Source organism: Pseudomonas sp. HMWF006 (assembly GCF_003061205.1).
Classification (GTDB): domain Bacteria; phylum Pseudomonadota; class Gammaproteobacteria; order Pseudomonadales; family Pseudomonadaceae; genus Aquipseudomonas; species Aquipseudomonas monsensis.
Genome location: NZ_QAIU01000410.1, coordinates 1 through 5,400, shown reverse-complemented (window position 1 = coordinate 5,400; position 5,400 = coordinate 1). Strand labels below are relative to the sequence as shown.

The window sequence follows — 5,400 nt, the reverse complement described above, 5'->3', positions numbered from 1 at the left end:
GGCACAGCAGTGTCAGCTTTGTCACCGCGTTTACCTCAATGGGTTATCTGTAAAAGAGAACGGATGAGGCGTCGCGCGAATTAGTCCGCCCATTCGACGCAGCACCTTGCGTCGAGTGAACTCTCGTCGCTTACCACCGGTCAGCTAATTAAGCCCTCAACCCAGGCCCCTCCCCTATGCATATTTCTCTCGCCGGTCAGGTAGCCCTCGTCACCGGCGCCAGCTCCGGCATCGGCCACGCCGCCGCCAAGGCCCTGGCCGCCGCCGGGGCTGCGGTGGTCATCAACTACAACCGCCAGGCCGAGCCCGCCGAAGCCCTCGCCCGGCAGATCGTCGCCGACGGTGGCCAGGCCATCGCGATTGGCGCCGATGTGTCGAAGGAAGACGAGGTCGAACGGCTGTTCGCCCAGACCGTCGAGGCCTTCGGCTCGCTGGACATTCTGGTGGCCAACTCGGGTATGCAAAAAGACGCCGCCGCCGTGGACATGACCCTGGATGACTGGAACGCGGTGATCGGCGTCAACCTCACCGGCCAGTTTCTCTGCGCCCGTGCCGCGTTGCGAATCTTCAATCGCCAGGGCATTCGCCAGGGCGTGTCCCGCGCCGCCGGCAAGATCATTCACGTGAGTTCGGTGCACCAGCGCATTCCGTGGGCCGGGCACGTCAACTATGCGGCGTCCAAGGGCGGCGTCGATCAGTTGATGCAGACCCTCGCCCAGGAAGTCAGCCATCAGCGCATTCGCATCAACGGCATCGCGCCGGGGGCGATTCGCACGGCGATCAACGCGGAGGCCACCGAGGGCGACGCGGCGCAGGCGTTGCTCAAACTGATTCCCTACGGCCGCATCGGCGATGTCGAAGATGTCGCCAACGCAGTGGTTTTCCTTGCCTGCGACGCCTCCGACTACATCGTCGGCACTACCCTGTTCATCGACGGCGGCATGAGCCTCTATCCGGAGTTTCGCGGCAATGGCTGAGCATCACCTGGAACGACAAAGCCCGATCGACGCCCACGGCATCATCGGCGACATGCGCACCGCAGCACTGGTCAACGACAAGGGCAGCGTGGATTTTTTCTGCTGGCCGGAGTTCGACAGTCCGTCGATTTTCTGTTCGCTGCTCGACAGCCCTGACGCCGGGATCTTCCAGTTGGCGCCGGACTTGCCCGACGCCCGACGCGAACAGATTTACCTGCCGGACACCAACGTGCTGCAAACCCGCTGGCTCAGTGAACGGGCGGTGGTTGAGGTCACCGACCTGCTGCCGGTGGCCGACAACCAGGACGACCTGCCGCTGTTGATGCGTCGGGTGCGGGTGGTCAGCGGCGAGGCGACCTTCCATGTGCGTTGTGCCGTGCGTCACGACTACGCCCGCGCCAAGACCCGCGCACAGATGGACCGGCAAGCCGTGGTGTTCAGCGCCGAGGGGCAACCGTCGATGCGGCTGACCTCGGATCAAGCGCTGCACATCGAGAACGATGCGGCGCTGGCCTCCTTTACCTTGAAGCACAACGAGCACGCCGAGTTCCTCCTCGGTGGCGCCGACGATCCGCGCTTTGAACAAGGCGCCGCGCAATTGTGCATGGAGCGCACCTTGAGCTTCTGGCGCGGCTGGATCGGCCAGTCCAACTATCGCGGCCGCTGGCGGGAGATGGTCAACCGCTCAGCCCTCGCGCTGAAGCTGCTGACATCGCGCCAGCACGGCGCAATTCTGGCGGCGGCGACCTTCGGTCTGCCGGAAACCCCCGGCGGCGAACGCAACTGGGATTACCGCTACACGTGGATACGCGACGCGTCGTTTACCGTTTATGCCTTTATGCGCCTGGGCTTTGTCGACGAAGCCAATGCCTACATGGGCTGGCTGCGTGGGCGGGTCAGCGATTGCTGCGGCCAGCCAACCAAACTCAACATTCTGTATGCCATTGACGGTCGTCAGGAACTGCCCGAAACCGAACTCACTCACCTGTCCGGCCACGGTGGCGCGCAACCGGTGCGTATCGGCAATGGTGCGTATGAGCAGATTCAGCTGGATATCTTTGGCGAATTGATGGACGCGGTGTATCTCGTCAACAAGTATGGCGACGCCATTTCCCACGAAGGCTGGAACCACGTGCGCGAAGTGGTCGATCAAGTGTGTGAGACATGGCAGACCGCTGATGTAGGCATTTGGGAAATGCGCGGTGAACAACATCACTTTCTGCATTCGCGGCTGATGTGTTGGGTGGCGCTGGATCGGGCCATTCGTCTGGCTTCGAAACGCTCGTTGCCGGCGCCGTTTGTGCAATGGGATCAGACCCGGCAGGCGATCTACGCCGATATCTGGGGCAACTTCTGGAATGAGGAGCGCGGGCATTTCGTCCAGTACAAGGGCGGAACGGCGCTGGACGGTTCGATGCTGCTGATGCCGCTGGTGCGCTTTGTCAGCGCCAAGGACCCGCGGTGGCTGTCGACCCTTGAGGCAATCGAAAAGACCTTGGTGCGCGACGGCATGGTTTATCGCTATCGCAACGACGATGCCAACATCGACGGTTTGACCGGCACCGAAGGCGCGTTTGCCGCGTGTTCGTTCTGGTACGTCGAATGCCTGGCCCGCGCCGGCCAGGTGGAAAAGGCACATCTGGAGTTCGAACAACTGCTGCGCTATGCAAACCCGCTGGGGCTGTATGCCGAAGAGTTCGACAGCAAGGGCCGGCATCTGGGCAACACCCCTCAGGCGCTGACGCATCTGGCACTGATCAGTGCGGCGAGTTTTCTTGATCGGCGTTTGAGTGGGGAGAAGAGTGTTTGGCAGCCGTAATTTCGCCAGTCTCTGTAGGAAATATGCCGAACTTCAGCACTTCGCCGGGCTAACCCCTACACAAAAATAAACAGAATCAGATCCCCTCTGGTGAGGGGATTTATCCCCGACGGGCTGCGAGGCGGCCCGGCTCTTTGCCCGCTCGTTTCTTCAGCAGTACCGCATTGCATGGCTTTGCGCCTGCTGCGCAGCCGATCGGGGATAAATCCCCTCGCCACAGTTTGTGTAGTTTTTTCCGACTTCGTCTAAACAACACCCAGGTAAATCCATCCCCCGTAACCTGCACTTACACCCTGAAATACCCTGTTGCCAGCTGTTACATCCACCCCTACCATCCACCGCAACGGGCACAGCGGAGCTATCCAATAAAACCCGAATTCAAGGAACCAGAATGACCCAGCACGTCCACCGCACCATCGGCACGCCCCTGCGCAGCGGCCTGACCCGCACCCAACTCTGGGAAGCCGCCGACCAAGGCCTGATTAAATGCTGGGAGATCGGCCGCCAGCGCGCCACCCGCTTCCCCGACCTCGCGCAAAAATGCCTTGCCGGCGAACTGCCGGTGCTCGGCTGGAAAGGCGGCGTCAGTCGCAGCCTGAAGAAAAACGAAAAATTCGGCTCGCTCAAATACCTCGCGCAGTGGCAAGGATTGCGTGGCGAGGATCTGGATATTGATCTGGGTGAAGAGCGTTCGCTGACCTGCTCGCGAACGAAGATGCGGGTGACGTTTACTCCGGATCGGGCGAAGTATTTCAATCAGCTCGCAGAGGTCGAGGCCTGATTCCGCAAGTGGGTAGCGCTTGTGGCGAGGGAGCTTGCTCGCGCTGGACTACGCAGCAGGCCCTTTAAAATTCGAGGCGCGTCGCGACTCAGCGCAAGCCCTCGCCACGTTTCAGACTCGTCCGATCACATCAGTGTCGATTGATGAATCTGCTGATGCATGCACCGAAAACCGCTCCCGATAAGCCTGCGGTGTCACGCCAATTGCCCGCAAAAAACTGCGCCGCAACGTTTCTTCACTGCCAAACCCGCAGTTGGCCGCGATGCGTTTGACCGGCAAACCGGTGTCACTGAGCAAGCGCCGGGCGGTTTCGACACGAATCAATTCAATCGCCCGTGCCGGGGTCTGGCCGGTGTCGGCGCGGTAGTGGCGGACGAAACTGCGCTCGCTCATCCCGGCCTGTTCGGCCAGGGTCGGGATGCCGAGGTCGCAGGTGAGGTGTTCGGCGATCCACGCGTGCAGTTCATCAAAGCGATTGCCTTGATTTTGCAGCGACAGGGTTACGCTGAATTGCGATTGCCCGCCCGGGCGTTTGAGGAACACCACCAGATGCCGCGCCACGTCCAGGGCGATGTCGCGGCCCAGATCTTCCTCGACCATTGCCAGGGCCAGATCAATGCCGGCGGTGACGCCCGCCGAGGTCCAGACCGGGCCGTCGTTGATGAAAATCGGATTGGCTTCGACCTGCAACTTCGGGTGCTGCTGCGCCAATTGTTCGCAACGGGTCCAGTGCGTCACGACGCGGCGCCCGTCGAGCCAGCCACTGGCCGCCAACAGAAACGCGCCGGTGCACACCGAGGCGACGCGCCGGCATTTGGCCGCGTGTTCGCGCACCCAATCCACCAACAACGCGTCCTCAGCCGCCGGGTAAATGCCCCAGCCACCGGCGATGATCAAGGTATCGCTGGCCTGCTGCGGCAAAGGTTCGGCCAGCACCGCCAGCCCCGCCGAGGACATCACCGCCCCGCCCGCACTGGCAATCACCGACGGCGCATAGGGCAAGGGCAAACCGCGTTGGCGAGCGATATCGTTGGCCGAGGCGAACACCTGCAACGGCCCGGTGACGTCGAGGATCTGCATGTTGGCAAACGCGAGTACGTGAATGGCTTTGGGCATTTGGCGTAATTCGTGGGGTGATTGGCGTATACGCCAGAACCTACGCGCCTACAGTGAAGCCGTCCACCCCTTTTCATGGAGCAAGAACAATGACGCTGCAGATCGGTTTTCTGTTGTTCCCGCAAGTTCAGCAACTTGACCTGACCGGGCCTTACGACGTGCTCGCCTCGTTGCCGGGCGTGCACGTGCATCTGATCTGGAAGGATTTGATGCCCGTTACCGCCAGCACCGGTCTGCTGCTGAAACCGACCACTACGTTCGAGGATTGCCCGGATCTGGATGTGATCTGCGTGCCAGGCGGTGGTGGCGTCGGCGCGCTGATGGAGGATGAGGTAACGCTGGCCTTCATCAAGCGTCAGGCTGCGCAGGCGAAGTACGTGACATCGGTGTGCACCGGTTCGCTGGTGCTCGGCGCAGCGGGCCTGCTGCAAGGCAAACGTGCGACCACGCATTGGGCGTATCACGATCTGCTGCCGACACTGGGCGCGATTGCGGTGAAGGATCGGGTGGTGCGTGACGGCAATCTGTTTACCGGGGGCGGGATCACGGCGGGGATCGATTTCGCCCTGGTGCTGGCGGCTGAACTGTTCGATGCCGACACGGCGCAATTGGTGCAGTTGCAGCTGGAATATGCGCCGGCGCCGCCGTTCAATGCCGGTAGCCCGGACACCGCGCCGGGGGCGATTGTCGATGAAGCTCGCCTGCGT

At 61.8% G+C, this 5,400-nt stretch carries 5 protein-coding genes; 4 read left to right on the top strand and 1 reads right to left on the bottom strand.

Features of this window, described 5'->3' with window-relative positions:
- Positions 1–176: 176 nt before the first annotated feature.
- From DBR24_RS16905 to DBR24_RS16895, 3 genes are all read left to right on the top strand, one after another.
- Positions 177–977, top strand: a complete 801-nt coding sequence (locus DBR24_RS16905) for a glucose 1-dehydrogenase (RefSeq protein ID WP_128615317.1) — start codon at positions 177–179, stop codon at positions 975–977.
- Entirely contained in the window at positions 970–2,796 is a 1,827-nt protein-coding gene (locus DBR24_RS16900) for a glycoside hydrolase family 15 protein (protein ID WP_128615316.1), read from the top strand. Before DBR24_RS16905 ends, DBR24_RS16900 begins: the two co-directional genes overlap by 8 nt.
- Before the next feature lie 391 nt (positions 2,797–3,187).
- Positions 3,188–3,577, top strand: coding sequence for a hypothetical protein (locus tag DBR24_RS16895; RefSeq protein ID WP_128615315.1), 390 nt, complete (start codon positions 3,188–3,190; stop codon positions 3,575–3,577).
- Between the two features lie 111 nt (positions 3,578–3,688).
- On the opposite strand, the gene DBR24_RS16890 is transcribed toward DBR24_RS16895, so the two are convergent.
- Entirely contained in the window at positions 3,689–4,693 is a 1,005-nt protein-coding gene (locus DBR24_RS16890) for a GlxA family transcriptional regulator (RefSeq protein ID WP_128615314.1), read from the bottom strand.
- Between the two features lie 89 nt (positions 4,694–4,782).
- Here DBR24_RS16890 and inhA point away from each other — a divergent pair.
- The coding region (gene inhA / locus DBR24_RS16885) for an isonitrile hydratase (RefSeq protein WP_146189071.1) at positions 4,783–5,400 on the top strand (618 nt) is incomplete at its 3' end.